Origin of the sequence: Citrobacter werkmanii, assembly GCF_008693645.1 — a bacterium.
In the GTDB taxonomy this organism is placed as follows: Bacteria; Pseudomonadota; Gammaproteobacteria; order Enterobacterales; family Enterobacteriaceae; genus Citrobacter; species Citrobacter werkmanii.
In genome coordinates, this window is the sequence record NZ_CP044101.1 from 465,579 (window position 1) to 491,257 (window position 25,679).

Genomic DNA, 25,679 nt, shown 5'->3' on the forward strand with positions numbered 1-25,679 from the left:
CTCAACCCCCTGCAATAACCTGAAAAAGCAGGATCTGGTCGCCTTCCTGCACGATTTGCTGTTCCCACTGCTCGCGCGGCAGGATCTGTTGATTGAGCGCCAACGCTGCGCCCGGTTTGAGCTGGTTGAGCTGGATAAGCAGCCCGCTGACGGTTTGCCCTGCGGCGCACTGCATCGGCTCATCATTGAATTGAATTTGCATGCTGCCCTCCGCATACTGGACAGCCGTTGGCGCGACGCAGCGCGAGGCTGCGCCACTGGCTGGTTTTGCCGTCAAACAGACGTAGCTCCCCGCCCGGCGTCTCAATACCGCTAAGTAATTTAATCGCCTCCAGCGCCTGCAAGGTACCCATCACGCCAACCACCGGGCCGAGCACGCCAGCGGTGCGGCAGTTGCGTTCCGGCTCTACATCATCCGGCCACAGGCAGCGGTAACACCCTTGTTCCCACGGCGGCGTGAGCACCATCAACTGACCGCCAAAGCCGACAGCGCTGGCGGTGATGAGTGGGATATTGAGCGCTACGCAGGCGGCGTTGATTTCCTGGCGCGTGGCCATGTTATCGGTACAGTCGAGCACTACATCGGCCCGCGCGACCGTATGCCGGAGCGCATCGCATTTAAGTCGCTGCTGGAGTGATACCAGTTCGATATCCGGGTTGAGCCGTGTCAGGCGCTGCCGGGCAACCTGAGATTTTGAACGTGCGATATCATCGGTGGTAAATAGAATCTGGCGCTGCAAATTGCTCAGATGAATGTCGTCATCGTCTACCAGCGTCAGTTTGCCGATGCCTGCTCCCGCCAGATACAGCGCGGCAGGTGAACCTAACCCGCCTAAACCCACGATCAGCACATGACTCGCGAGCAGCTTTTGCTGGCCTTCAATGGCGATATCGCCGAGCAGGATTTGCCGGCTGTAGCGCATAAAATCGCGGTCATTCATCGCCAACTCCCGCAATATCCAGTAACTGCGCGGTAGCGGCGCGCCAGTCGGCGGCCTGAGTAATAGCGCTGACCACGGCAATACTGCCGACGCCAGTCGCCAGCACCGACGGGGCGCGTTCAAGGCTGATGCCGCCAATTGCCACGGTCGGGTAATCTGCCATGCGCGCAATATGGCTTGCCAGCTGCGCCAGCCCCTGCGGGGCGGAAGGCATCTGCTTGGTTTGCGTCGGGAAGACGTGGCCGAGTGCGATATAAGAAGGCTTAGCGGCGAGTGCGACGTTAATCTCCATATCATCGTGAGTGGATACGCCCAGGCGTAAGCCCGCCGCCTGAATGGCATTCAGGTCGGTGGTTTCGAGGTCTTCCTGGCCCAGATGCACGCCGTAGGCGTTGTGCTTAATCGCCAGCCGCCAGTAGTCGTTAATAAACAGGCGGGCGTCATAACGACGCCCCAGTGCGATGGCGGCGATAACGTCGGCTTCCACCTCTTCATCGCGTTTATCTTTGATACGCAACTGAATGGTGCGCACGCCCGCCTCCAGCAGACGTTCAATCCATTCAACGCTGTCTACCACCGGGTAAAGACCGAGGCGGAACGGGACGGTTGGGAAATCAGGCTGATACATCAGGCTTCCTCCCGTTTGAGATAAATTTCGCCGCCTTTGGCGCGGAAGTTTTCCGACATATCCGCCATCCCCACTTCAATGGTTTGCGCGGCGGCGTAATCACGCACTTCCTGGCTGATTTTCATCGAGCAGAATTTCGGCCCGCACATGGAACAGAAGTGGGCGACCTTGCCGGATTCTTGTGGCAGGGTTTCATCGTGATAAGCGCGGGCGGTGAACGGGTCGAGCGCGAGGTTAAACTGATCTTCCCAGCGGAATTCAAAGCGCGCTTTCGACATGGCGTTATCGCGGATCTGCGCGCCCGGATGTCCTTTGGCTAAATCCGCGGCGTGGGCGGCGATTTTGTAGGTGATCAGCCCCTGCTTCACATCTTCTTTGTTCGGCAGGCCGAGGTGCTCTTTCGGCGTCACGTAACACAGCATCGCACAGCCGAACCAGCCGATCATTGCGGCGCCAATGCCGGAGGTGAAGTGGTCATAGCCCGGCGCGATATCGGTGGTCAACGGCCCTAAGGTGTAAAACGGCGCTTCGTGGCAGCTCTCCAGCTCTTCGGTCATGTTGCGCTGAATCATATGCATCGGCACGTGGCCCGGGCCTTCAATCATCACCTGCACGTCGTATTCCCAGGCGATTTTGGTCAGCTCACCCAGCGTATGCAGCTCGGAGAACTGCGCTTCGTCGTTGGCGTCCTGGATGGAGCCGGGACGCAGGCCGTCGCCCAGCGACAGGGAAACGTCGTAGGCGGCGCAGATTTCGCAAATCTCGCGGAAATGTTCGAACAGGAAGTTCTCTTTGTGATGGGAGAGACACCATTTCGCCATAATTGAACCGCCGCGCGAGACAATACCGGTCAGGCGTTTGGCGGTCATTGGCACGTAGCGCAGCAATACGCCCGCATGAATGGTGAAGTAGTCGACGCCTTGTTCGGCCTGCTCCAGCAGCGTGTCGCGGAACGCTTCCCAGGTGAGATCTTCGGCGATCCCGTTGACCTTCTCCAGCGCCTGATAGATCGGCACGGTGCCGATCGGTACCGGGCTGTTACGCAGGATCCACTCGCGGGTTTCATGAATATAGCGGCCGGTGGAGAGGTCCATTACCGTGTCCGCGCCCCAGCGGGTCGACCAGACCAGTTTTTCCACCTCTTCTTCGATGGAGGAGGTGACCGCCGAGTTACCGATGTTGGCATTCACTTTGACCAGGAAGTTGCGGCCAATGATCATCGGCTCCGATTCCGGGTGGTTGATGTTGGCGGGGATAATCGCGCGGCCGGCAGCCACTTCATCACGCACGAACTCCGGGGTGATGTTTTCCGGCAGTCGTGCGCCGAAGCTCATCCCCGGATGCTGGTGGCGCAGCACTTCACTGCGAATGCGCTCGCGGCCCATATTTTCACGGATGGCGATAAACTCCATTTCGGGAGTGACGATCCCCTGGCGGGCGTAATGCAACTGGGTGACGCGCTTGCCTGCTTTGGCGCGTTTCGGCGTCAGCAGGCCGGTAAAACGCAGATCGTCCAGACCATCGTCGGCCAGACGTTCTTTGGTGTAAGCCGAGCTACGGTCGTCTAATTCTTCGCTATCATTGCGTGCGTCAATCCACGGCTGGCGCAGTTTCGCCAGACCCTGCTGGACGTTAATCGCCACCTCAGGATCGCCATACGGGCCGGAGGTGTCGTACACCGGTACGGCTTCGTTCGCCTCAAACTGCGGGTTATCTTTACTGCCGCCAATCAGCGTTGGGCTGAGCTGAATTTCGCGCATCGGGATGCGGATATCCGGCTGCGAACCGGTGATATAGATGCGTCTGGACTCAGGAAAGGCGGTCCCTTCCAGAGTATCGATAAAGTGTTGGGCCTGGGCGCGCTGTTCGCGGCGTGATGGTTTAGTAGTGGCAGACATAGCTCATTCCAAAAAAGTAAGGACGTGGCTTGTCAGACGACGGATGAAGCAAGAGAGACGATCGCCCAAGGCGATACGGCTGTAGATTGACTCTTGTTCCCTTCGCAGGTTTTAACCTGATCAGGTTCCGCGGATCCCGAATTAACGGTCTCAGCCTTTTCCACGTCATCCTTCGCGCTGCCTCTTTGTTGGCTTCGTCCGCTCACTCCAGTCACTTACTTAGGTAAGCTCCTGGAGATTCACTGACTTGCCGCCTTGACGCATCACGAATGCTTTTGTGGAAAATAAGCACTCCGACAAGAAGTAACCTCTATCTTAGAGGTAATGAATGTAAACTACGCGTTAATGCGGAAAATCTCAAGCCGGGCGTTTGAATTCGCTAAGCGTTTTAAAGGCCAGCATGATCAGCTGATCTTCCAGCCGGAAACGAGCCTCCAGCGCTTCGCCAATATCGGAAAGCGCCTGCTGGAGCTGGTGAACGTTATCCTCATCGATAGCGTTTTCCAGCGTTGAGTCATAGTAATCCATTATCAGCTGGGTATTGGCATCCAGCTGTGGCCAGATTTTACTGGCGTTTAAAAGCGGACTCTCACCTTCCATTTTATGGATAATGCGTTCATAAATACTGAAGTGACCGGCAGACAGATAGTCGACCAGACGCTGGCAAAAATTATCGAGCGCTTTCTCATTGAGGCGCATAAACGACTCTTTGCCCGGTTTCAGGCCAACCAGATCGTAGTAAGCCACGAGCAGGTGCTTACGAATATTCAGCCAACGGTCGACCAGTTTATGATGCCCATGGACACGCTCTTTCAGGTGTTCTAACTGGTTTAACATACGTTGACCCTCGTATCGATAAGTTTAAAATCTGCTCATGTCAATCTTGTAAAAATAATGTTAATAACATGCCTGTGAAGCAAAGGTAGCGCAAGAGATATGGATCGAATAATTGAAAAATGGGATCGCGGCTGGTGGATTGTGAGCCACGAACAAAAATTATGGTTGCCTGCTGGGGAATTACCCTATGGCGAGGCGATAAATTTCGATCTTGCGGGCCAGCGCGCACTTCAGATAGGTGAGTGGGAAGGCGATCCGGTCTGGCTGGTGCAGCAGCCGCGTCGCCACGACATGGGTTCGGTGCGCCAGGTTATCGACCAGGATGTAGGCCTGTTTCAGTTGGCGGGGCGCGGCGTACAGCTGGCCGAGTTCTACCGCTCGCATAAATTCTGCGGCTACTGCGGGCACACGATGCACCCGAGCAAAACCGAATGGGCGATGCTGTGTAGCCATTGCCGCGAACGCTATTATCCGCAAATCGCTCCCTGCATTATCGTCGCCATTCGCCGCGATGATTCGATCCTCCTTGCCCAGCATGTTCGCCATCGTAACGGTGTGCATACCGTGCTGGCCGGTTTTGTCGAAGTAGGCGAAACCCTGGAGCAGGCCGTGGCGCGCGAAGTCATGGAGGAAAGCGGGATCAAGGTGAAAAATCTGCGCTACGTGACCTCGCAGCCGTGGCCGTTCCCGCAATCGCTGATGACGGCGTTTATGGCAGAGTACGACAGCGGCGACATCGTCATTGACCCGAAAGAGCTACTCAATGCCAACTGGTATCGCTACGACGATTTACCACTCTTACCCCCGCCTGGCACCGTCGCGCGTCGTTTGATCGAAGATACGGTGGCAATGTGTCGGGCCGAGTACGAGTAAAGAACGAGTGGTGATACACTGTGGGACTGACGCAATAAGGAACTGCAAAAAATGACCGAACTGAAGAACGATCGTTATCTGCGTGCGCTGCTGCGCCAGCCCGTTGATGTCACCCCGGTATGGATGATGCGCCAGGCGGGCCGCTATCTACCGGAATATAAAGCCACGCGCGCCGAGGCGGGCGATTTTATGGCGCTGTGCAAAAACGCCGAGCTGGCCTGCGAAGTGACGCTGCAGCCGCTGCGTCGCTACAAGCTCGATGCGGCGATCCTCTTCTCGGATATTTTGACTATTCCGGATGCAATGGGGCTTGGGCTGTACTTTGAGGCCGGGGAAGGCCCGCGCTTCACCTCACCGATTACCAGCAAGGCCGACGTTGAAAAACTGCCGATTCCGGACCCGGAAGGCGAGCTGGGCTACGTGATGAACGCGGTGCGCACCATCCGCCGTGAGCTGAAGGGCGAGGTGCCGCTGATAGGTTTCTCCGGCAGCCCGTGGACGCTGGCGACCTACATGGTGGAAGGCGGCAGCAGTAAAGCCTTCACCGTGATTAAAAAGATGATGTATGCCGACCCTAAAGCGCTGCATCTGCTGCTCGATAAGCTGGCGCAGAGCGTCACGCTGTACCTGAACGCGCAGATTAAAGCGGGCGCGCAATCGGTAATGATTTTTGACACCTGGGGTGGCGTGCTGACCGGGCGCGACTATCAGCAGTTCTCGTTGTACTACATGCATAAAATCGTTGATGGTCTGCTGCGTGAAAACGAAGGCCGTCGCGTACCGGTGACGCTGTTTACCAAAGGCGGCGGTCAGTGGCTGGAAGCGATGGCGGAAACCGGCTGTGATGCGTTAGGTCTCGACTGGACGACAGATATCGCCGATGCGCGTCGTCGCGTTGGCCATAAAGTGGCGCTGCAGGGCAATATGGATCCATCCATGCTGTATGCGCCGCCGGCACGGATCGAAGACGAGGTAGCGACTATACTTGCAGGTTTCGGCCAGGGTGAAGGCCACGTCTTCAACCTCGGTCACGGCATCCATCAGGATGTACCGCCGGAACATGCAGGGGTGTTTGTGGAGGCGGTGCATCGGCTGTCCGAACAATACCACCGCTAAGGAGTCATTATGGATCTCGCGTCGCTACGCGCTCAGCAGCTTGAACTGGCCTCTTCAGTGATCCGCGAGGATCGCCTCGACAAGGATCCGCCGGATCTGATCGGGGGAGCGGATGTCGGGTTTGAGCAGGGTGGCGAAGTGACGCGGGCCGCGATGGTTCTGCTGAAGTATCCCTCTCTGGAACTGGTTGAATACACGGTGGCGCGGGTCGCCACCACCATGCCGTATATTCCCGGCTTTCTCTCCTTTCGTGAAACCCCCGCGCTGATGGCCGCCTGGCAACAGCTGTCGCAAAAACCGGATCTGCTGTTCGTCGACGGGCATGGTATTTCCCACCCACGTCGCCTGGGGGTCGCCAGCCATTTTGGTCTGCTGGTAGATGTCCCGACCATTGGCGTGGCGAAAAAACGTCTGTGCGGCAAGTTTGAGCCGCTCTCTGCCGAACCCGGTGCGCTCGCGCCGCTGCTGGATAAAGGCGAACAGCTGGCATGGGTCTGGCGCAGCAAAGCGCGCTGTAATCCGTTGTTTATCTCTACGGGTCACCGCGTGGGTATGGACAACGCGCTGGCGTGGGTGCAGCGCTGTATGAACGGTTATCGTTTGCCGGAACCGACCCGCTGGGCGGATGCGGTGGCATCAGAACGCCCGTCTTTTACGCGGCTTGCAGCAAAAACGCCCCATATCGGGTAAACTGCGGCTAATTTCCGTATTTGAGAACTCATCATGTTACAAAACCCGATTCACCTGCGTCTGGAGAAGCTGGAAAGCTGGCAGCACGTCACGTTTATGGCCTGCCTCTGTGAGCGCATGTACCCAAACTACGCCATGTTCTGCAAGCAAACTGAATTTGGCGATGGGCAGATTTATCGCCGAATTTTAGATTTAATTTGGGAAACGCTGACGGTAAAAGACGCGAAAATCAATTTCGACAGCCAGTTGGAAAAGTTTGAAGAGGCCATTCCTTCTGCGGATGATTACGATCTGTACGGCGTTTACCCGGCGATTGATGCCTGCGTGGCATTAAGCGAACTGATGCATTCTCGTCTTAGCGGTGAAACGCTGGAGCATGCGATTGAGGTCAGCAAGGCATCGATTACGACGGTTGCGATGCTGGAAATGACCCAGGCTGGTCGCGAAATGACCGATGAAGAGCTGAAAGAGAACCCTGCCGTTGAGCAAGAATGGGATATTCAGTGGGAAATTTTCCGACTTTTAGCCGACTGTGAAGAACGCGATATTGAGCTGATAAAAGGGCTTCGTGCAGACCTGCGCGAGGCTGGTGAGAGCAATATTGGTATAAATTTTCAGCAATGACACCATAAAACGTGATTTAACGCCTGATTTGTCGTGCCTGAAGGCTTCCCATCCGCCCCCGGTCTGGTCTACATTTGGGGGGCGAAAAAAAGTGGCTATCGGTGCGTGTATGCAGGAGAGTGCTTTTCTGGCATTTCCGTCGCACTCGATGCTTAGCAAGCGATAAACACATTGTAAGGATAACTTATGAACAAGACTCAACTGATTGATGTAATTGCAGACAAAGCAGAACTGTCTAAAACACAGGCTAAAGCTGCTCTGGAATCCACTCTGGCTGCTATTACTGAGTCTCTGAAAGAAGGCGATGCTGTACAACTGGTTGGTTTCGGTACCTTCAAAGTGAACCACCGTGCTGAGCGCACTGGCCGCAACCCGCAGACCGGTAAAGAAATCAAAATCGCCGCAGCTAACGTACCGGCATTTGTTTCTGGTAAAGCACTGAAAGACGCGGTTAAGTAATTCGCGTGGCAGTGAACAGTTTTATCGAAGGGGCGGTTTCGCCCCTTTTGTCCATCTGGCGTCATTCGCTTTGGCTTTCAGGTGTTCTGTTACTGTCAGCCTGTGGTAGCCATTCTGAGCTTCCTCCCTTCACGGCCAGCGGCTATGTTGGCGATCAGGGGGCGGTACGCATCTGGCGTAAAGATTCCAGCGACGATGTTCACTTGCTCTCGGTATTGAGTCCGTGGCGTAAAGGCGATACCACCACCAGTGAATACCGCTGGCAGGGTGATTCGCTCTCTCTGATAGAACTCAACGTATACAGTAAACCGTCGGAACATGTTCGGATACGCTTCGATGACCGGGGCGAACTGAGTTTCATGCAGCGTGAAGTCGACGGGCAAAAACAACAGCTTTCCAGCGATCAAATCGCGCTTTACCGCTATCGCGCCGATCAAATCCGCCAGACCAGCGATGCGCTGCGTCAGGGACGGGTGATATTGCGTCAGGGACGCTGGCATGCGAATAACACGGTGACGACCTGTGAAGGTGAAACGCTAAAGCCCGATCTGGAATCGTGGGCGATAAACCATATTGAGCGCCGCCAGCGCCATTCATCCGTAGAGGTGAGCGTGGCATGGCTGGAAGCGCCCGAAGGATCACAACTACTGCTGGTCGCCAATGAAGATTTTTGTCACTGGCAGCCGAAAGAGAAAACATTTTAACGCCGGATGGCGACGCACATGCGTCTTATCCATCCGTAGTCCGATTAGCGTAGCGCGATCAGGCATTAAGTCCTTTACCAGTGTCCCATTCCCATATGACCGCCACCGCGATAGTTACCGCCACCGCCGCATCCGCCGTAGCCCATTCCGGCACCACGTGGCACGCCTGCCTGCGCCAGCGCGACATCACGCTTAACGCGCTGCTCATCCAGAGACTGATTCAGAGCCTCCATTTCTTTTGCCACGGCATTAATTTTTGCCGTGTCTGGCGAACTGGCTGTTAACAAGGCGTTGTACTCATAACGTTTGGAGACCAACTGTTGGCGTAACGCGCTGGTCTGGGAGTAGTAATCATCATAAATTTTCTGCGCGGTAGCCTGCTGCTCGGTGGTCATTGGTATGCCGCCCCGTTGCTGCATACCATCCCCATATCCCCAATGATGTTGCGCCAGCGCCGGGGTGGAGCCCAGAGCGATAAGAGAGAGTGCAATCAGCGCCAGTTTGTTGTTCCGTTTCATTGTTCGTTCTCCTGTTGGTTAGCTTATATCCCCTTTTGCATCTTCCGTGCCAAAGCGGCAATCCAGGCCTTGCGGAGGTTGTTCTCGCCGTCTCGGGAGGAAAGCGAGTAAAAATGACTCGCCAGAATTCGCCTGTGAGTCATTTTTACCCGCTACTTTGTGTCTGAGGGCAGGGTTCTCAGGGAGAAAAAATGGCATGATTTCTGCTGTATACCGGCAACGAAGAAAGGAAACGGTGGGTAAAGGGAGAACGTATGCGTCTTTATAAGGACACGGTGGCAAAGTGGTTGAGCAGACTCTTGCTGGCGGCAATCCTGATGTTAGTCGGCTGGTTTTCGATTATGACCATACGAGACTATGGTCGGGAAAGTGATGCCGCCAGACAAACGCTCCTGGAAAAAGGCAGTGTGTTAATTCGCGCCCTGGAGTCCGGCACGCGGGTGGGTATGGGGATGCGCATGCATCATGCCCAGCAGCAGACGCTGCTGGAGGAAATGGCCGTACAACCGGGTGTGTTATGGTTTGCCGTCGTCGATGAGCATGGCGTCATTATTACCCACAGCAATTCGGCGATGGTGGGTAAATCACTTTATTCGCCCGATGTCCTGCAGCAGCTACACCCCGCGGAACAAGAACGCTGGCGGAAAATTGAGATACCAATGAGGGAGGGGGAAACAACGCCGGCTCTGGAAATTTACCGCCAGTTCCAGCCGATGTATGGGCCCGGACGCCATGGCATGGCGCGTTGCGCCAGCAATGACGGGCAGCTTATCACCCCAACGCAGACCATTTTTATCGCTTTCGATGCCAGCGACCTGGCCGCGACTCAGGCCAGAGAGTGGCGAAATACGCTGATTGTTTTGTCTGCGCTGGCGGCTGTGTTGCTGGCAACCGTGCTGACGTACTTCTGGTATCAGCGCTATCAGCGCTCGTATAAAGAACTACAGGATGCGATGAAGCGCAAAGAAAAACTGATGGCGCTCGGGCATCTGGCGGCTGGCGTTGCACATGAGATTCGTAACCCACTTTCATCCATCAAAGGTTTAGCAAAATATTTTGCCGAACGAACACCGGCAGGCGGTGAGTCTCACGAGCTGGCGCAGGTGATGGCGAAAGAGGCGGACCGTTTAAATCGGGTGGTGAGCGAACTGCTGGAACTGGTGAAACCCGCGCATCTGACGCTACAACACGTGGATCTCAACCAGGTCATCACTCATTCACTCCACCTGGTGAGTCAGGATGCGGCAAGCCGGGACATCCAGCTACGATTTGCGGCCAATGCCACGCTGCCTGCCATTGAGGCCGATCCCGATCGGCTCACCCAGGTTCTGCTGAATCTTTATCTGAACGCCATTCATGCAATAGGCCGTCAGGGCACGATTACGGTTGAAGCGAGTGAAAGCAGCGCCGATCGCGTTAAAATCGTGGTGACCGATAGCGGGAAGGGGATTGCGCCGGAACAGCTGGAGGCTATTTTTACGCCTTACTATACGACCAAAGCTGATGGTACTGGTCTGGGACTGGCGGTAGTGCAGAACATTATCGAACAGCACGGCGGCACTATCCAGGTGGCAAGTATTGAGGGCAAAGGTACGGTCTTTACTCTCTGGCTCCCGACGAAAGCGAAACGACAGGATTAACAAGGATGACGCGCGGAAAAATCGATATTCTGGTAGTGGATGACGATATCAGCCACTGCACTATTTTACAGGCGCTGCTGCGTGGCTGGGGTTATGACGTCGCACTGGCTCATAGCGGGCGAGCGGCGCTGGAACAGGTGCGTGAACGCGTATTTGATCTGGTGCTGTGTGATGTTCGCATGGCGGAGATGGACGGTATCGCAACGCTAAAAGAGATTAAAGCCCTGAATCCAGCCATTCCGGTACTGATTATGACGGCTTTCTCCAGCGTGGAGACCGCCGTAGAGGCGCTGAAAACCGGGGCGCTGGACTACTTAATCAAACCGCTGGATTTTGACCGCTTGCAGGAAACACTGGAAAAGGCGCTGGCGCATACGCGGGATACGAGCGCTGAAGTGTTGTCAGCGTCGGCTGCGCAGTTTGGCATGATTGGCAGCAGTCCGGCGATGCAGCTGTTGCTCAATGAAATTGCGATGGTAGCGCCCTCGGACGCCACGGTGCTTATCCACGGTGATTCCGGGACAGGGAAAGAGCTGGTTGCCCGCGCGCTACACGCCAGCAGCGCGCGCAGTGATAAGCCGCTGGTGACGCTGAACTGCGCGGCGCTGAATGAGTCGCTGCTGGAGTCCGAACTTTTTGGCCACGAGAAAGGGGCGTTTACCGGGGCGGATAAACGGCGGGAAGGGCGTTTTGTGGAAGCGGACGGCGGCACGTTATTTCTTGATGAAATTGGCGATATCTCACCGCTGATGCAGGTGCGTCTGCTGCGGGCTATCCAGGAGCGAGAGGTGCAACGGGTTGGCAGTAACCAGACAATTGATGTTGATGTCCGGCTGATCGCCGCCACGCACCGTAATCTGGCCGAGGAGGTCAGTGCCGGACGTTTTCGCCAGGATCTCTACTACCGTCTGAACGTCGTCACCATAGAAATGCCCGCATTATGTCAACGTCGGGAAGATATCCCGCTGCTGGCCGAACATTTTCTCCAACGTTTTGCCGCGCGTAACCGCAAAGCGGTGAAAGGCTTTACGCCGCAGGCGATGGATCTGCTTATCCATTACGACTGGCCGGGCAATATCCGTGAACTGGAAAACGCGGTGGAGCGGGCGGTGGTGCTGCTGACGGGCGAGTATATTACCGAGCGCGAGCTGCCGCTGGCTATTGCCGCGACGCCAATAAAAACGGAATACAGTGGCGAGATCCAGCCGCTGGTGGAAGTGGAGAAAGAGGTCATTCTGGCGGCGCTGGAAAAAACGGGCGGCAACAAAACGGAAGCCGCCCGTCAGTTAGGCATTACGCGTAAAACGCTGCTGGCGAAAATTTCGCGTTAGCGCTGTTCGCGTTCGATGGCGCGCCAGCCGATGTCGTTACGGCTGAAGCTACCGTCCCAGCGGATGTCGGTCATCAGGGCGTAAGCGCGTTTCTGCGCTTCGGCGACGGTGTGGCCCAGCGCGGTGGCGCACAGTACACGGCCGCCGCTGGTCAACACGCGGTCGTCATCGGCGAGTTTGGTGCCCGCGTGGAAAACCTTACCGTCAGCCACTTCTTCCAGCGGCAGACCGTGGATCTCGTCGCCGGTGCTGTAGCTGCCCGGATAACCGCCCGCGGCGATCACCACGCCTAATGAAGCGCGTTCGTCCCACTCGGAGGTTTTCTCATCCAGCTTGCCGTCGCAGGCGGCCAGGCACAGATCCACCAGATCCGACTTCATGCGCAGCATGATCGGCTGGGTTTCCGGATCGCCAAAGCGACAGTTGAACTCGATTACCTTCGGGTTGCCCTGCTTGTCGATCATCAGGCCCGCATACAGGAAGCCGGTGTAGGTATTCCCTTCCGCCGCCATGCCTTTCACGGTTGGCCAGATGATGCGTTCCATGGTGCGCTGGTGCACTTCATCAGTGACTACCGGCGCCGGGGAGTAAGCCCCCATCCCGCCGGTGTTCGGGCCGGTATCGCCGTTACCCACGCGTTTGTGGTCCTGGCTGGTGGCCATCGGCAGCACGTGTTCGCCGTCGACCATCACGATAAAGCTCGCTTCTTCACCGTCGAGGAACTCTTCAATCACGATGCGGTGGCCTGCATCGCCAAAGGCGTTACCCGCCAGCATGTCCTGCACGGCGGCTTCCGCTTCTTCAAGCGTCATCGCGACGATAACGCCTTTACCGGCGGCCAGACCGTCGGCTTTGATGACGATCGGTGCGCCTTTCTCGCGCAGGTAAGCCAGCGCTGGCTCAACCTCGGTAAAGTTCTGATACTCCGCCGTCGGAATCTGGTGACGGGCGAGGAAATCTTTGGTGAAGGCTTTGGAGCCTTCCAATTGTGCGGCGCCTTCGGTTGGGCCGAAGATCTTCAGACCTGCGGCGCGAAACGCATCGACCACGCCAATCACCAGCGGCGCTTCCGGGCCAACGATGGTCAGGTCAATCTTCTCGTTCTGGGCAAAGCTCAGCAGCGCCGGGATATCGGTTACGCCGATAGCCACGTTTTGCAGCGCGGGTTCCAGCGCGGTGCCCGCGTTGCCCGGTGCGACAAAAACGGTATCAACCAGCGGCGACTGCGCCGCTTTCCACGCCAGCGCGTGCTCGCGCCCGCCGTTGCCAATCACTAATACTTTCATCGTCTGCTCCGTGGATTAATGGCGGAAGTGGCGCATGTCGGTAAAGATCATCGCGATACCGTGTTCATCGGCAGCGGCAATGACTTCATCATCACGGATAGAACCGCCAGGCTGGATAACGCAGCTCACGCCCACGGCGGCAGCGGCATCGATACCATCGCGGAACGGGAAGAAAGCGTCGGAGGCCATCGCGGAGCCTTTCACTTCCAGACCTTCGTCAGCCGCTTTGATCCCGGCGATTTTCGCGGAGTAGACACGGCTCATCTGGCCTGCGCCTATGCCGATGGTCATGTTCTCTTTGGCGTAGACAATAGCGTTGGACTTCACAAACTTGGCTACCTTCCAGCAGAACAGCGCGTCACGCAGCTCTTGCTCGGTCGGCTGACGTTTAGACACCACGCGCAGTTCACCTTCGGTCACCATACCCAGGTCACGGTCCTGAACCAGCAGACCGCCGTTAACGCGTTTGAAGTCCAGACCCGGCACACGCTGTGCCCACTGACCACAGGTCAGTACGCGCACATTCTGCTTGGCAGCCGTGATTTTCAGCGCATCTTCGGTCGCGGACGGGGCGATAATCACTTCCACGAACTGGCGGGAGATAATCGCCTGAGCGGTTTCGGCATCCAGTTCGCGGTTGAAGGCGATAATGCCGCCGAATGCGGAAGTTGGGTCGGTTTTGTACGCACGGTCGTAAGCGTCGAGAATAGTGGAGCTCACCGCCACGCCGCACGGGTTGGCATGCTTGACGATCACGCAGGCCGGCTCGTTGAACTCTTTCACGCACTCCAGCGCTGCGTCGGTATCGGCGATGTTGTTGTAGGAGAGCGCTTTGCCCTGCACCTGCTGCGCGGTGGCAACGGACGCTTCTTTCACATTCTCTTCTATATAGAAGGCAGCCTGCTGGTGGCTGTTCTCGCCGTAGCGCATATCCTGCTTCTTAATGAAGGTCAGGTTCAGCGTACGCGGGAAGCGACCGGCGGCTTCTTTGCTTTCACTGTGGTAGGCCGGAACCATGCTGCCGAAGTAGTTGGCAATCATGCTGTCGTAGGCGGCGGTGTGTTCGAAGGCTTTAATCGCCAGATCGAAACGGGTGTCGAGGGTCAGAGAACCTTCATTAGCATCCATCTCTTTAATAATGGCGTCGTAGTCGCTGCTCTTCACCACGATTGCCACGTCTTTATGGTTCTTCGCGGCGGAGCGCACCATGGTCGGGCCGCCGATATCAATGTTCTCTACCGCATCTTCCAGCGAGCAGCCTTCACGGGCTACGGTTTCGGCGAAGGGGTACAGGTTAACGACCACCATATCGATAGGGGCGATGTGATGCTGTTCCATGATCGCATCGTCCTGGCCGCGACGGCCGAGGATGCCGCCGTGTACTTTTGGATGCAGGGTCTTCACGCGTCCATCCATCATTTCCGGGAAACCGGTGTAATCGGAAACTTCGGTCACTGCCAAGCCTTTTTCTGCTAACAGGCGGGCGGTACCCCCCGTAGACAGCAGCTCCACACCGCGTGCGGAAAGTGCCTGAGCGAATTCGATGATACCGGCCTTGTCAGAAACACTGAGCAGAGCGCGGCGGACTGGACGACGTTGTTGCATGGTAAATCCCCTGGATTTGACTATTACAGAGAGCGTTAGGTGAATTCTTGGCTAAAAACTCAGCTAACGCCCCTCACGGGGCATCCTTGTTGTGCGGTGGCATTGTAACGAAAACGTTTGCGCAACGCTCGCGAATTTTTCTCTTTCCTTTAATTCGACTATTTCAGCTGTATAGATGAGGGATGAATCGAAGTGATGATCGCAAGAGAACCTTATTTTTGTGGATAACTCTGTGTGTAAATGGGTATAAGGCGGGGTTCTGCTGTGGAATGCAGCAGTCAGTCATTTTTCTGTCATTTAGGGGTTGCGGGCTGAAGGAAACTCCCTATAATGCGCCTCCATCGACACGGCGGATGTGAATCACTTCACACAAACAGCCCGGTCGGTTGAAGAGAAAAACCTGAAAATGAGGGTTGACTCTGAAAGAGGAAAGCGTAATATACGCCACCTCGCGACAGAGCGCCAAGGCGCGTCGCAACTGCTCTTTAACAATTTATCAGACAATCTGTGTGGGCACTCGAGGATACGGATTCTTAACGTCGCAAGACGAAAAATGAATACCAAGTCTCTGAGTGAACACGTAATTCATTACGAAGTTTAATTCACGAGCATCAAACTTAAATTGAAGAGTTTGATCATGGCTCAGATTGAACGCTGGCGGCAGGCCTAACACATGCAAGTCGAACGGTAGCACAGAGAGCTTGCTCTCGGGTGACGAGTGGCGGACGGGTGAGTAATGTCTGGGAAACTGCCCGATGGAGGGGGATAACTACTGGAAACGGTAGCTAATACCGCATAATGTCGCAAGACCAAAGAGGGGGACCTTCGGGCCTCTTGCCATCGGATGTGCCCAGATGGGATTAGCTAGTAGGTGGGGTAACGGCTCACCTAGGCGACGATCCCTAGCTGGTCTGAGAGGATGACCAGCCACACTGGAACTGAGACACGGTCCAGACTCCTACGGGAGGCAGCAGTGGGGAATATTGCACAATGGGCGCAAGCCTGATGCAGCCATGCCGCGTGTATGAAGAAGGCCTTCGGGTTGTAAAGTACTTTCAGCGAGGAGGAAGGCGTTGTGGTTAATAACCACAGCGATTGACGTTACTCGCAGAAGAAGCACCGGCTAACTCCGTGCCAGCAGCCGCGGTAATACGGAGGGTGCAAGCGTTAATCGGAATTACTGGGCGTAAAGCGCACGCAGGCGGTCTGTCAAGTCGGATGTGAAATCCCCGGGCTCAACCTGGGAACTGCATCCGAAACTGGCAGGCTAGAGTCTTGTAGAGGGGGGTAGAATTCCAGGTGTAGCGGTGAAATGCGTAGAGATCTGGAGGAATACCGGTGGCGAAGGCGGCCCCCTGGACAAAGACTGACGCTCAGGTGCGAAAGCGTGGGGAGCAAACAGGATTAGATACCCTGGTAGTCCACGCCGTAAACGATGTCGACTTGGAGGTTGTGCCCTTGAGGCGTGGCTTCCGGAGCTAACGCGTTAAGTCGACCGCCTGGGGAGTACGGCCGCAAGGTTAAAACTCAAATGAATTGACGGGGGCCCGCACAAGCGGTGGAGCATGTGGTTTAATTCGATGCAACGCGAAGAACCTTACCTACTCTTGACATCCAGAGAACTTAGCAGAGATGCTTTGGTGCCTTCGGGAACTCTGAGACAGGTGCTGCATGGCTGTCGTCAGCTCGTGTTGTGAAATGTTGGGTTAAGTCCCGCAACGAGCGCAACCCTTATCCTTTGTTGCCAGCGATTCGGTCGGGAACTCAAAGGAGACTGCCAGTGATAAACTGGAGGAAGGTGGGGATGACGTCAAGTCATCATGGCCCTTACGAGTAGGGCTACACACGTGCTACAATGGCATATACAAAGAGAAGCGACCTCGCGAGAGCAAGCGGACCTCATAAAGTATGTCGTAGTCCGGATTGGAGTCTGCAACTCGACTCCATGAAGTCGGAATCGCTAGTAATCGTGGATCAGAATGCCACGGTGAATACGTTCCCGGGCCTTGTACACACCGCCCGTCACACCATGGGAGTGGGTTGCAAAAGAAGTAGGTAGCTTAACCTTCGGGAGGGCGCTTACCACTTTGTGATTCATGACTGGGGTGAAGTCGTAACAAGGTAACCGTAGGGGAACCTGCGGTTGGATCACCTCCTTACCTTAAAGAACCGACCTTTGCAGTGCTCACACAGATTGTCTGATGAATGATGAACTTCTGAATGTACTTTCGAGTGCATTAAGAAGTTTTGCTCTTTAAAAATCTGGATCAAGCTGAAAATTGAAACGACACACTGTTTCATTTCTCCGTAAACAAGAAATGAAAAGCGGTGTGTTCGAGTCTCTCAAATTTTCGCAATCAGAAGTGAAACATCTTCGGGTTGTGAGGTTAAGCGACTAAGCGTACACGGTGGATGCCCTGGCAGTCAGAGGCGATGAAGGACGTGCTAATCTGCGATAAGCGCCGGTAAGGTGATATGAACCGTTATAACCGGCGATTTCCGAATGGGGAAACCCAGTGTGATTCGTCACACTATCGTTAACTGAATACATAGGTTAACGAAGCGAACCGGGGGAACTGAAACATCTAAGTACCCCGAGGAAAAGAAATCAACCGAGATTCCCCCAGTAGCGGCGAGCGAACGGGGAGCAGCCCAGAGTCTGAATCAGCATGTGTGTTAGTGGAACGGTCTGGAAAGTCCGACGGTACAGGGTGATAGTCCCGTACACAAAAATGCACCTGTTGTGAACTCGAAGAGTAGGGCGGGACACGTGGTATCCTGTCTGAATATGGGGGGACCATCCTCCAAGGCTAAATACTCCTGACTGACCGATAGTGAACCAGTACCGTGAGGGAAAGGCGAAAAGAACCCCGGCGAGGGGAGTGAAAAAGAACCTGAAACCGTGTACGTACAAGCAGTGGGAGCACCTTCGGGTGTGACTGCGTACCTTTTGTATAATGGGTCAGCGACTTATATTCTGTAGCAAGGTTAACCGTATAGGGGAGCCGAAGGGAAACCGAGTCTTAACTGGGCGTTAAGTTGCAGGGTATAGACCCGAAACCCGGTGATCTAGCCATGGGCAGGTTGAAGGTTGGGTAACACTAACTGGAGGACCGAACCGACTAATGTTGAAAAATTAGCGGATGACTTGTGGCTGGGGGTGAAAGGCCAATCAAACCGGGAGATAGCTGGTTCTCCCCGAAAGCTATTTAGGTAGCGCCTCGTGAACTCATCTTCGGGGGTAGAGCACTGTTTCGGCTAGGGGGTCATCCCGACTTACCAACCCGATGCAAACTGCGAATACCGAAGAATGTTATCACGGGAGACACACGGCGGGTGCTAACGTCCGTCGTGAAGAGGGAAACAACCCAGACCGCCAGCTAAGGTCCCAAAGTCATGGTTAAGTGGGAAACGATGTGGGAAGGCACAGACAGCCAGGATGTTGGCTTAGAAGCAGCCATCATTTAAAGAAAGCGTAATAGCTCACTGGTCGAGTCGGCCTGCGCGGAAGATGTAACGGGGCTAAACCATGCACCGAAGCTGCGGCAGCGACACTATGTGTTGTTGGGTAGGGGAGCGTTCTGTAAGCCGTTGAAGGTGGCCTGTGAGGGTTGCTGGAGGTATCAGAAGTGCGAATGCTGACATAAGTAACGATAATGCGGGTGAAAAACCCGCACGCCGGAAGACCAAGGGTTCCTGTCCAACGTTAATCGGGGCAGGGTGAGTCGACCCCTAAGGCGAGGCCGAAAGGCGTAGTCGATGGGAAACAGGTTAATATTCCTGTACTTGGTGTTACTGCGAAGGGGGGACGGAGAAGGCTATGTCGGCCGGGCGACGGTTGTCCCGGTTTAAGCATGTAGGCGGAGGTTCCAGGTAAATCCGGTACCTTTTAACGCTGAGGTGTGATGACGAGGCACTACGGTGCTGAAGTGACAAATGCCCTGCTTCCAGGAAAAGCCTCTAAGCATCAGGTAACACGAAATCGTACCCCAAACCGACACAGGTGGTCAGGTAGAGAATACCAAGGCGCTTGAGAGAACTCGGGTGAAGGAACTAGGCAAAATGGTGCCGTAACTTCGGGAGAAGGCACGCTGATAGGTAGGTGAAGTGATTTACTCATGGAGCTGAAATCAGTCGAAGATACCAGCTGGCTGCAACTGTTTATTAAAAACACAGCACTGTGCAAACACGAAAGTGGACGTATACGGTGTGACGCCTGCCCGGTGCCGGAAGGTTAATTGATGGGGTTATCCGTAAGGAGAAGCTCTTGATCGAAGCCCCGGTAAACGGCGGCCGTAACTATAACGGTCCTAAGGTAGCGAAATTCCTTGTCGGGTAAGTTCCGACCTGCACGAATGGCGTAATGATGGCCAGGCTGTCTCCACCCGAGACTCAGTGAAATTGAACTCGCTGTGAAGATGCAGTGTACCCGCGGCAAGACGGAAAGACCCCGTGAACCTTTACTATAGCTTGACACTGAACACTGGTCCTTGATGTGTAGGATAGGTGGGAGGCTTTGAAGTGTGGACGCCAGTCTGCATGGAGCCATCCTTGAAATACCACCCTTTAATGGCTGGTGTTCTAACGTGGGCCCGTAATCCGGGTTGCGGACAGTGTCTGGTGGGTAGTTTGACTGGGGCGGTCTCCTCCCAAAGAGTAACGGAGGAGCACGAAGGTTAGCTAATCCTGGTCGGACATCAGGAGGTTAGTGCAAAGGCATAAGCTAGCTTGACTGCGAGAGTGACGGCTCGAGCAGGTGCGAAAGCAGGTCTTAGTGATCCGGTGGTTCTGAATGGAAGGGCCATCGCTCAACGGATAAAAGGTACTCCGGGGATAACAGGCTGATACCGCCCAAGAGTTCATATCGACGGCGGTGTTTGGCACCTCGATGTCGGCTCATCACATCCTGGGGCTGAAGTAGGTCCCAAGGGTATGGCTGTTCGCCATTTAAAGTGGTACGCGAGCTGGGTTTAGAACGTCGTGAGACAGTTCGGTCCCTATCTGCCGTGGGCGCTGGAGAATTGAGGGGGGCTGCTCCTAGTACGAGAGGACCGGAGTGGACGCATCACTGGTGTTCGGGTTGTCATGCCAATGGCACTGCCCGGTAGCTAAATGCGGAAGAGATAAGTGCTGAAAGCATCTAAGCACGAAACTTGCCCCGAGATGAGTTCTCCCTGAGACTTTGAGTCTCCTGAAGGAACGTTGAAGACGACGACGTTGATAGGTCGGGTGTGTAAGTGTAGCGATACATTGAGCTAACCGATACTAATGAACCGTGAGGCTTAACCTTACAACGCCGAAGATGTTTTGGCGGATTTGAGAAGACAGATTTTCAGCCTGATACAGATAAGATTAACCGGCGAAAAGCGGGTTAATAAACAGAATTTGCCTGGCGGCTGTAGCGCGGTGGTCCCACCTGACCCCATGCCGAACTCAGAAGTGAAACGCCGTAGCGCCGATGGTAGTGTGGGGTCTCCCCATGCGAGAGTAGGGAACTGCCAGGCATCAAATAAAAGCGGAAGGCCCGGTCGAAAGACCGGGCCTTTTGTTTTATCTGTTGTCTGCCGGATGGGCTTTTTTGCGTCTGTACGAAATGAAACCTGCCGGATGCAGCGTCCCGCCTTATCCGGCCTACGTTGTACTGAACGTATTTTGTAGGCCTGATAAGCGCAGCGCATCAGGCAATCCCGCACCACGTAAAAACTTGCCCTGCTACCCGCGCACGAGATTGAGCAACGGGTAGGGGCGCCCAAGATCGTCCACCTCTGTACGTCCCGTCACGCTAAATCCCATCTTCTTATAGAATCCAACCGCTTGTTCATTCTGTTCGTTAACGTTAGTTGTTAGCGTGGAACTCATTGATAAAGCATGTTCAATCAGTAGCTTACCAACGCCACTACCACGCACATCCGGATCGACAAACAGGGCATCTATATGCTGATCGGTCAGGAGCATAAAGGCGACTGGCTCATCCTGCTTTGTCACTGCAACCCATAGAGGGGCTTCTGGTAAAAAAGAACGTACCAATTGTTCCAGTTCAACCCGATAATCTGCAGAGAGGAAATGGTGCGTGGCATCCACTGAGCGACACCAAATAGAAACTAACTTGTCTCCTTCGTCCTGACGCGAACGACGGATGGTAAAGGTCATAGCATTCTCCTTTTTTCTTTACTGCACTATTCTACAGCAAGGAACCGTGAAACTTTCTCAACTTGAGGATGCAGACTCGACATTCTGCTGATTCCTGGGTATCTTCAGCTATCTGGATGTCTAAACGTTTAAACGTATGTAGTGAGGTTATCAGGTTATGCCAATTCGCGTGCAGGACGAACTACCCGCCGTCAATTTCTTGCGTGAGGAAAACGTCTTTGTCATGACGACATCCCGCGCTTCCGGTCAGGAAATCCGTCCACTGAAGGTACTTATCCTCAACCTGATGCCGAAGAAGATTGAAACGGAAAACCAGTTCCTGCGTTTATTGTCTAACTCACCGCTACAGGTAGATGTTCAGCTATTGCGCATCGATGCCCGCGAGTCACGCAACACCCCAACGGAGCATCTGAATAACTTTTACTGTAATTTCGAGGATATCTGCGATCAGAACTTTGATGGACTGATCGTTACAGGGGCGCCGCTGGGTCTGGTTGAGTTTAATGACGTGGCTTACTGGCCGCAGATAAAACAGGTTCTTGAGTGGGCTAAAGATCACGTTACCTCGACGCTGTTTGTCTGCTGGGCGGTACAGGCTGCATTGAATATCCTTTATGGCATTCCCAAGCAAACTCGCACGGATAAACTCTCCGGCGTCTATGAGCATCATATTCTGCATCCTCATGCGTTGCTGACACGCGGATTTGATGATGCATTTTTGGCCCCTCATTCGCGCTATGCCGACTTCCCTGCCGCACTTATCCGCGACTATACCGATCTCGAGATTTTTGCCGAAACGGAAGAGGGCGATGCCTATCTGTTCGCCAGCAAAGATAAACGCATTGCCTTTGTGACGGGTCATCCCGAGTATGACGCGCACACGCTCGGTAGCGAATATTTTCGTGACGTTGAAGCGGGCTTATCCCCGGAAGTACCCTATAACTACTTCCCGAAAGATGACCCGCAAAACAAACCGCGCGCAACCTGGCGTAGCCATGGCAATCTGTTGTTTACCAACTGGCTCAACTATTACGTCTACCAGATCACGCCATATGATCTGCGTCACATGAATCCAACGCTGGATTAATCTTCTGTAGCAGACGATCCTTAAGCGTTTCAGCATGTTGAATCAGGCACCTTCGGGTGCCTTTTTTATTTCCGAAACGCACCTCACTGTGTAATTAAATTTTATTCATATTGTTATCAATAGGTTAATCGATAATTAATTTAAAAATGGAAATTGTTTTTGATTTTGAAATTTAAATGAGTAGTCTTAGTTGTGCTGAACGAAAACCGCACAACGATCCTTCGTTCGCATTGGGGATGTGTTTGGATCACTGACGAGGAACTACGCAATGAATCAACAGGCAACGACAACCGATGAACTGGTCTTCACCAGGCCGCGTGGCGAACAGGAGCAGCAAATCCTGACCGGAGAAGCGGTGGAGTTTCTGACTGAACTGGTGACAAGATTTACGCCTAAGCGGAATAAGCTTCTGGCTGCGCGGATCCAGCAGCAGCAGGATATTGATAACGGTAAGTTGCCTGATTTTATTTCGGAAACAGCTTCCATTCGTGAGGGCGACTGGAAAATTCGCGGTATTCCTGATGATTTACTGGATCGCCGCGTAGAGATTACCGGACCGGTTGAGCGCAAGATGGTCATCAACGCGCTGAACGCGAACGTCAAAGTCTTTATGGCTGACTTTGAAGATTCGCTGGCCCCTGAGTGGAGCAAAGTTATCGACGGGCAGATCAACCTACGCGATGCGGTCAATGGCACCATTAGTTACACCAACGAAGCGGGTAAAATTTATCAACTTAAACCCAATCCAGCTTTATTGGTGTGTCGTGTGCGTGGTCTGCATCTGCCGGAAAAACACGTCACCTGGCGTGGCGAATCCATCCCTGGCAGCCTGTTCGATTTTGCACTCTACTTCTTCCACAACTACAAAGCATTGCTGGCAAAAGGCAGTGGCCCGTATTTCTATCTGCCAAAAACGCAGGCCTGGCAAGAAGCAGCCTGGTGGAGTGAAGTGTTTAGCTATGCAGAGGACCGCTTTAACCTGCCGCGGGGCACCATCAAAGCGACCCTGCTGATTGAAACGTTGCCCGCTGTTTTCCAGATGGACGAAATTCTGCACGCGTTGCGTGATCACATTGTGGGCCTGAACTGTGGCCGCTGGGATTACATTTTCAGCTATATCAAAACCCTGAAGAATCATCCGGATCGCGTGCTGCCAGACCGTCAGGTGGTGACGATGGATAAGCCATTCCTTAGCGCCTACTCGCGTCTGTTGATTAAAACCTGTCATAAACGCGGCGCGTTCGCGATGGGCGGCATGGCTGCGTTCATTCCCAGTAAAGATGCCGAGCGTAACAACCAGGTTCTGACCAAGGTAAAAGCGGATAAAGCGCTGGAAGCGAATAACGGTCATGACGGTACATGGATTGCCCATCCGGGCCTGGCAGATACCGCAATGACGGTATTCAACGACGTGCTCGGAGAAAACAAAAATCAGCTGTTTGTAACGCGTGAAGAAGATGCACCAATTACCGCCGAACAGCTGCTGGCACCGTGCGACGGTGAGCGTACCGAAGAGGGTATGCGCGCCAATATCCGTGTCGCGGTGCAGTATATCGAGGCGTGGATCTCCGGTAACGGCTGCGTGCCGATTTACGGTCTGATGGAAGATGCGGCCACCGCCGAAATCTCCCGCACCTCCATCTGGCAGTGGATCCACCACCAGAAAACGCTCAGCAACGGCAAGCCGGTGACCAAACCGCTGTTCCGCCAGATGCTGGCCGAAGAGATGCTGGTGATTCAGGACGAACTGGGCGAGCACCGCTACAGCAGCGGGCGTTTTGACGATGCCGCGCGTCTGATGGAGCAAATCACTACCTCTGATGAACTGATCGATTTCTTGACCCTGCCAGGTTACCGCCTGCTGGCTTAACTCACCACATAACAATATGGAGCATCTGCACATGAAAACCCGTAATCAACAAATCGAAGAATTACAGAAAGAGTGGACTCAACCGCGCTGGGAAGGCATCACCCGTCCATATAGCGCGGAGGATGTGGTGAAATTACGTGGCTCGGTCAACCCGGAATGCACGCTGGCGCAGCTTGGTGCGGCGAAAATGTGGCGTCTGCTGCACGGTGAGTCGAAGAAAGGGTATATCAACAGCCTCGGCGCGCTGACCGGCGGCCAGGCGCTGCAACAGGCGAAAGCCGGTATTGAAGCGGTTTACCTTTCTGGCTGGCAGGTGGCGGCAGATGCCAACCTGGCCTCCAGCATGTATCCGGATCAATCGCTGTATCCGGCGAACTCCGTCCCGGCAGTGGTGGATCGGATCAACAACACTTTCCGTCGTGCGGATCAGATCCAATGGTCAAGCGGTATTGAGCCGAACGATCCGCGCTACGTGGATTACTTCTTGCCGATCGTTGCCGATGCGGAAGCGGGCTTTGGCGGGGTTCTGAACGCGTTTGAACTGATGAAATCGATGATTGAGGCTGGTGCAGCAGCCGTTCACTTCGAAGATCAGCTCGCATCAGTGAAAAAATGCGGTCACATGGGCGGTAAGGTGCTGGTGCCGACTCAGGAAGCTATTCAGAAACTGGTGGCGGCCCGTCTGGCTGCCGACGTGATGGGCGTGCCGACGCTGGTGATTGCGCGTACCGATGCTGACGCAGCTGATTTGATTACCTCTGACTGCGACGCCTACGACAGCGAGTTCATTACTGGCGAACGTACCTGCGAAGGCTTCTTCCGTACACATGCTGGTATTGAGCAGGCGATCAGCCGCGGTCTGGCCTACGCGCCATATGCGGATCTGGTGTGGTGTGAAACTTCCACACCAGACCTCGAACTGGCGAAGCGCTTTGCCGATGCCATTCATGCGAAATTCCCAGGTAAACTGCTGGCCTACAACTGTTCGCCGTCGTTTAACTGGCAGAAAAACCTGGATGATAAAACCATTGCCAGCTTCCAGCAGCAGTTGTCGGACATGGGCTATAAATACCAGTTCATTACCCTGGCAGGTATTCACAGCATGTGGTTCAACATGTTCGACCTCGCGCACTCCTATGCGCAGGGTGAAGGCATGCGCCACTATGTTGAGAAGGTGCAGCAGCCAGAATTTGCGGCGGCAAAAGACGGTTACACCTTCGTGTCCCACCAGCAGGAAGTGGGTACCGGCTACTTCGATAAAGTTACCACCATCATTCAGGGCGGCGCCTCTTCCGTTACCGCGTTAACGGGTTCCACCGAAGAATCGCAGTTCTGATCAATGCCCGGTGGCGCTGCGCTTGCCGGGCCTACGAAGGGATGTAGGCCGGAAAAGCGCATGCGCCATCCGGCATGACGTTGTGC

At 54.6% G+C, this 25,679-nt stretch carries 20 protein-coding genes and 3 rRNA genes; 14 read left to right on the plus strand and 9 right to left on the minus strand.

From position 1 onward, the window contains the following. Position 1 precedes the first annotated feature (1 nt). The 5 genes from thiS to FOB24_RS02940 all read right to left on the minus strand — a co-directional run bounded on the left by thiS (position 2) and on the right by FOB24_RS02940 (position 4,304). Entirely contained in the window at positions 2 to 202 is a 201-nt protein-coding gene (gene thiS / locus FOB24_RS02920) for a sulfur carrier protein ThiS (protein WP_001166833.1), read from the minus strand. Then, positions 183 to 941, minus strand: a complete 759-nt coding sequence (locus FOB24_RS02925; RefSeq protein WP_150344490.1) for a HesA/MoeB/ThiF family protein — start codon at positions 939 to 941, stop codon at positions 183 to 185. The genes thiS and FOB24_RS02925 overlap by 20 nt, the downstream gene beginning before the upstream one ends. Beyond that, a complete protein-coding gene (gene thiE, locus FOB24_RS02930) occupies positions 934 to 1,569 on the minus strand; it encodes a thiamine phosphate synthase (RefSeq protein ID WP_150344491.1) in 636 nt (211 codons plus the stop codon). The genes FOB24_RS02925 and thiE overlap by 8 nt, the downstream gene beginning before the upstream one ends. Next, positions 1,569 to 3,467 carry a phosphomethylpyrimidine synthase ThiC gene (gene thiC, locus FOB24_RS02935; RefSeq protein WP_038636137.1) on the minus strand — a complete coding sequence of 633 codons (1,899 nt, stop codon included), beginning with the start codon at positions 3,465 to 3,467 and terminating at the stop codon, positions 1,569 to 1,571. The genes thiE and thiC overlap by 1 nt, the downstream gene beginning before the upstream one ends. Positions 3,468 to 3,824: 357 nt before the next feature. Then, positions 3,825 to 4,304 (minus strand): Rsd/AlgQ family anti-sigma factor, encoded by a 480-nt coding sequence (locus FOB24_RS02940; protein WP_032940921.1) that lies wholly within the window; start codon positions 4,302 to 4,304, stop codon positions 3,825 to 3,827. A gap of 99 nt (positions 4,305 to 4,403) precedes the next feature. Between FOB24_RS02940 and nudC the strand changes: the two genes are divergently transcribed. The 6 genes from nudC (at position 4,404) to FOB24_RS02970 (ending at position 8,770) form a co-directional block, all read left to right on the plus strand. Then, on the plus strand, positions 4,404 to 5,177 hold the full coding sequence (gene nudC, locus FOB24_RS02945; RefSeq protein WP_038636141.1) for an NAD(+) diphosphatase: 774 nt from the start codon (positions 4,404 to 4,406) through the stop codon (positions 5,175 to 5,177). A gap of 51 nt (positions 5,178 to 5,228) precedes the next feature. Next, positions 5,229 to 6,293: a uroporphyrinogen decarboxylase gene (hemE, locus tag FOB24_RS02950; protein WP_042314226.1), complete on the plus strand. Its 1,065-nt coding sequence runs from the start codon at positions 5,229 to 5,231 to the stop codon at positions 6,291 to 6,293. 9 nt (positions 6,294 to 6,302) lie between these two features. Beyond that, positions 6,303 to 6,983, plus strand: coding sequence for a deoxyribonuclease V (gene nfi, locus FOB24_RS02955; protein ID WP_038636148.1), 681 nt, complete (start codon positions 6,303 to 6,305; stop codon positions 6,981 to 6,983). Between the two features lie 33 nt (positions 6,984 to 7,016). Continuing rightward, positions 7,017 to 7,607, plus strand: coding sequence for a YjaG family protein (locus FOB24_RS02960; protein WP_042314221.1), 591 nt, complete (start codon positions 7,017 to 7,019; stop codon positions 7,605 to 7,607). A gap of 186 nt (positions 7,608 to 7,793) precedes the next feature. Further along, positions 7,794 to 8,066 carry a nucleoid-associated protein HU-alpha gene (gene hupA, locus FOB24_RS02965; protein WP_001044509.1) on the plus strand — a complete coding sequence of 91 codons (273 nt, stop codon included), beginning with the start codon at positions 7,794 to 7,796 and terminating at the stop codon, positions 8,064 to 8,066. Positions 8,067 to 8,077: 11 nt separating this feature from the next. After that, on the plus strand, positions 8,078 to 8,770 hold the full coding sequence (locus tag FOB24_RS02970; protein WP_150345554.1) for a DUF1481 domain-containing protein: 693 nt from the start codon (positions 8,078 to 8,080) through the stop codon (positions 8,768 to 8,770). 74 nt (positions 8,771 to 8,844) lie between these two features. Here the strand turns inward: FOB24_RS02970 and zraP are convergent, their stop codons facing one another. Beyond that, the gene (zraP, locus tag FOB24_RS02975) at positions 8,845 to 9,288 is read right to left on the minus strand and encodes a zinc resistance sensor/chaperone ZraP (RefSeq protein WP_085049790.1); all 444 of its coding nucleotides are present in this window, start codon (positions 9,286 to 9,288) and stop codon (positions 8,845 to 8,847) included. A 254-nt stretch (positions 9,289 to 9,542) separates the two neighbouring features. On the opposite strand from zraP, the gene zraS reads away from it, so the two are divergent. Beyond that, positions 9,543 to 10,928 (plus strand): two-component system sensor histidine kinase ZraS, encoded by a 1,386-nt coding sequence (zraS, locus tag FOB24_RS02980; RefSeq protein ID WP_150344492.1) that lies wholly within the window; start codon positions 9,543 to 9,545, stop codon positions 10,926 to 10,928. A 5-nt stretch (positions 10,929 to 10,933) separates the two neighbouring features. Further along, positions 10,934 to 12,259, plus strand: a complete 1,326-nt coding sequence (gene zraR / locus FOB24_RS02985; RefSeq protein ID WP_150344493.1) for a sigma-54-dependent response regulator transcription factor ZraR — start codon at positions 10,934 to 10,936, stop codon at positions 12,257 to 12,259. Here zraR and purD read toward each other — a convergent pair. Both purD and purH read right to left on the minus strand, forming a co-directional pair. After that, positions 12,256 to 13,545 carry a phosphoribosylamine--glycine ligase gene (gene purD, locus FOB24_RS02990; protein ID WP_150344494.1) on the minus strand — a complete coding sequence of 430 codons (1,290 nt, stop codon included), beginning with the start codon at positions 13,543 to 13,545 and terminating at the stop codon, positions 12,256 to 12,258. The genes zraR and purD overlap by 4 nt on opposite strands. Positions 13,546 to 13,560: 15 nt before the next feature. Next, positions 13,561 to 15,150: a bifunctional phosphoribosylaminoimidazolecarboxamide formyltransferase/IMP cyclohydrolase gene (gene purH / locus FOB24_RS02995; RefSeq protein ID WP_150344495.1), complete on the minus strand. Its 1,590-nt coding sequence runs from the start codon at positions 15,148 to 15,150 to the stop codon at positions 13,561 to 13,563. 619 nt (positions 15,151 to 15,769) lie between these two features. On the opposite strand from purH, the gene FOB24_RS03000 reads away from it, so the two are divergent. From FOB24_RS03000 to rrf, 3 genes are all read left to right on the plus strand, one after another. After that, a 16S ribosomal RNA gene (locus tag FOB24_RS03000) occupies positions 15,770 to 17,309 on the plus strand. A 226-nt stretch (positions 17,310 to 17,535) separates the two neighbouring features. Then, positions 17,536 to 20,440, plus strand: a 23S ribosomal RNA gene (locus FOB24_RS03005). A gap of 98 nt (positions 20,441 to 20,538) precedes the next feature. Continuing rightward, positions 20,539 to 20,654, plus strand: a 5S ribosomal RNA gene (gene rrf / locus FOB24_RS03010). The 16S, 23S and 5S rRNA genes sit together here, the layout of an rRNA operon. A gap of 208 nt (positions 20,655 to 20,862) precedes the next feature. Here the strand turns inward: rrf and FOB24_RS03015 are convergent. Then, a complete protein-coding gene (locus tag FOB24_RS03015; RefSeq protein ID WP_069325399.1) occupies positions 20,863 to 21,300 on the minus strand; it encodes an acetyltransferase in 438 nt (145 codons plus the stop codon). Positions 21,301 to 21,457: 157 nt separating this feature from the next. On the opposite strand from FOB24_RS03015, the gene metA reads away from it, so the two are divergent. From metA to aceA, 3 genes are all read left to right on the plus strand, one after another. Beyond that, on the plus strand, positions 21,458 to 22,387 hold the full coding sequence (gene metA / locus FOB24_RS03020) for a homoserine O-acetyltransferase MetA (protein ID WP_042313076.1): 930 nt from the start codon (positions 21,458 to 21,460) through the stop codon (positions 22,385 to 22,387). A 268-nt stretch (positions 22,388 to 22,655) separates the two neighbouring features. Continuing rightward, a complete protein-coding gene (gene aceB, locus FOB24_RS03025; RefSeq protein ID WP_042313075.1) occupies positions 22,656 to 24,257 on the plus strand; it encodes a malate synthase A in 1,602 nt (533 codons plus the stop codon). 31 nt (positions 24,258 to 24,288) lie between these two features. Then, positions 24,289 to 25,593: an isocitrate lyase gene (gene aceA, locus FOB24_RS03030; protein WP_038636179.1), complete on the plus strand. Its 1,305-nt coding sequence runs from the start codon at positions 24,289 to 24,291 to the stop codon at positions 25,591 to 25,593. Positions 25,594 to 25,679 lie beyond the last annotated feature (86 nt).